Source organism: Acidiphilium sp. 34-64-41 (assembly GCF_002282635.1).
Taxonomy (GTDB): domain Bacteria; phylum Pseudomonadota; class Alphaproteobacteria; order Acetobacterales; family Acetobacteraceae; genus Acidiphilium; species Acidiphilium rubrum.
The window spans coordinates 1-2,628 of the sequence record NZ_NCJX01000162.1 but is presented as its reverse complement, the minus strand read 5'-3'; the positions used below and the strand labels follow the sequence as shown (position 1 = coordinate 2,628).

General features: G+C 65.5%; 3 protein-coding genes. All 3 read left to right on the top strand.

Features of this window, described 5'->3' with window-relative positions; genetic code table 11:
• Positions 1-562 (top strand): hypothetical protein (locus B7X49_RS18535; protein ID WP_286705437.1); only part of this gene is annotated, 562 nt, incomplete at its 5' end.
• Positions 563-718: 156 nt separating this feature from the next.
• Entirely contained in the window at positions 719-1,561 is an 843-nt protein-coding gene (locus tag B7X49_RS18530; RefSeq protein WP_286705438.1) for a carbon-nitrogen hydrolase family protein, read from the top strand.
• On the top strand, positions 1,558-2,319 hold the full coding sequence (locus B7X49_RS18525) for an NAD kinase (protein WP_029311893.1): 762 nt from the start codon (positions 1,558-1,560) through the stop codon (positions 2,317-2,319). The genes B7X49_RS18530 and B7X49_RS18525 overlap by 4 nt, the downstream gene beginning before the upstream one ends.
• Positions 2,320-2,628: the final 309 nt, after the last annotated feature.

Below are 2,628 nucleotides of genomic sequence, written 5' to 3'. Positions count from 1 at the left end.
CGCCGTCAACCAGGGCCACGCGCAACACCTTCCGGGGGCCAAAATCATCGCCATCTGGCAGCGCCTCACCAGCATCGCCGCCCGCTTCGCGCGCGCTGTCCTGCGCGGCCCCACCCCAAGCCGGAAGCGCCTCACGCCCGCCAAACCCAACCGCGCCAAGCGCCCATCCCTGCCGGATGGTTTCGGCTGGCTCCCCCGCGTTTTCCCCGGCACGCACGATATGCCCGCGGCCGTTACTTACCCCGCCCAGCAACTCCGCGACCTGCTCGCCGACCCCACCATGGCCGAGCTGATCGAAACCAACCCCGCCATCGGTCGCATCCTCCGCCCCTTGTTCGAAGCCCTCGGCATCGAACGCCCGGCCATCCTCGCAATCCCCCAACCAGCGCCGGCCGCGGCCATGCAGCGCGACCCCGCCCCACCGCCCGCCGTCTGGCTCCCTCCCGATCCGCCCCCGGCCTGGACGCAGCCAACCACCGAGGACCGGACGCAACGACCACCAACCCGCACCGAACCCACCACCCCACCGCGCTTATTTCATTACGATTACGAAACAACATAACGCCCGTCATGAGCACATCCAGAACCCCGCGCCTCACAACGCCTCAGATCCGGCGCGCGCACCAAGCCTCGACCGCGTCCCGATTGCAACCGAATGGCGCGCGGATCGCATCACACGATCTTGCTTGCGCACGGCACTTGGCGCACCATACCGACCATGCATGATCCGCTCCGTCTCACCGCCATTCAGCTCGCACCCGGCGCCGACAAGGCTGCAAACATCGCCCAGGCGCGCGGCCTGATCGAAGCCGCGGTGGCGCAGGATCGGCCACAGCTGATCGCCCTGCCGGAAATCTGGACCTGCCTCGGCGGCGACCGTGCGACCAAATTCGCCGCCGCCGAAACCCTGCCGCAACCCGGCGGCACCGGCGGTGCGGCCTATGAGTTTCTGCGCGAGATGGCGCGCACCCATCAAATCCACGTCCACGGCGGCTCCATTGGTGAATCGGGCGGCGACAAGCTGTTCAACACGACGCTGGTGTTCGACCCCACCGGCACCGAAATCGCCCGCTACCGCAAAATCCATCTGTTCGACATCGTCACGCCGGATGGCCAGGGCTACCGCGAAAGCGCCATCTACGGCGCGGGCGACCAGCTCGTCACTTTCAAGCTCGGCGCCGCCACCATCGGCCTGACCATCTGCTACGACATGCGCTTCCCCGAACTCTACCTCGCGCTGCGCCGCGCCGGGGCCGACATCATTCTGGTCCCCGCTGCCTTCACCTTACAGACCGGCAAGGACCATTGGGAAGTGCTGCTGCGCGCCCGCGCGATCGAAACCCAGTGCTGGATCGCCGCCCCCGCCTGCACCGGCACGCATTTCGACGGGTCGAACGAACCGCGCGTCACCTACGGCAACTCGCTGATCGCCGACCCCTGGGGCATCGTCACCGCCCGTTGCTCGGATGGTCCGGGCTTCGTGACGGCGCGGATCGATCTCGCGAAATCCGCCAAACACCGCGCCGATATGCCGGTTCTCGAACACCGAAAACTGGTGTGACCAAAATCCACTTCGCCGCCGCCGCGACCGAACAGGCGCGCGCGGCGAGGGAAAAACTGGTCGCCGCCTACGGCACCGTCGCGCCGCAGGAGGCCGAAGTGGTCGTCGCCCTCGGCGGCGATGGGCTGATGTTGGAAACCATCCACCGCATGCTCGACTACAAACTGCCGGTCTATGGCATGAACTGCGGCTCGGTCGGTTTCCTGATGAACGACTTCGCCGAAGCCGACCTGCCCGCCCGCATCGCGCGCGCCATGAGCAACGACCTGCACCCGCTGCGGATGCACGCCGTCACCATGACCGGCGCGGTCGAGGAAGCGCTCGCCTTCAACGAGGTGAGCCTGCTCCGCCAACTCCGCCAGGCCGCCAAAATCCGCATTCTGGTCGATGGTAAAATCCGCATGCCCGAACTGATCGGCGACGGTGTGCTGATCTCCACCCCGGCCGGGTCCACCGCCTACAACCTGTCGGCCTACGGCCCGATCGTGCCGCTCACCGCCAATCTGCTGCCGCTCACCGCGATCGCCGCGTTCCGCCCGCGGCACTGGCGCGGCGCTTTGCTGCCATCGTCGTCGGAGGTCGTGTTCGAAATCCTGGAGCCGGAAAAACGCCCGGTCTCCGCCGTCGCCGACTCGACCGAGGTGCGCCGCGTCATCTCGGTCGCCGCCAGCGAAGACCGCTCGGTCTGCGCCCGGATATTATCCGACCCCGATCGCGCCCTGTCCGAACGCATCATCCGCGAGCAGTTCACGGTGTAACGCGCATCCGCGCGTAAGTGCACGCGCAGCGCGAGCTTCCTGTCCGCGCCGTAATGCCGCGATGATGTCAATTCGGGCTTTTTCATGTCAATTCCGATAAAGACCAGGTCTACCATACCCGGATAAGGCAAAATAAAGGCGCATAACCACATAGTAAACAATCCGTCTCCTCTCGACTCTGTAATCGATTTTTAAATGGAATGATTGTTCTTTCCGTGCCTATCCGGTTGACTCAGACACCCACTAGGGCTAGTGGCCCCCGCCATGGCGGCCATTGACATTCACCAGCGTGACGAACTGGCTTTCCCC

Excerpts from the sequence above, each read along its gene's own strand:
- B7X49_RS18530 (WP_286705438.1), top strand. The coding sequence starts at position 719 with ATGCATGATCCGCTCCGTCTCACCGCCATTCAGCTCGCACCCGGCGCC.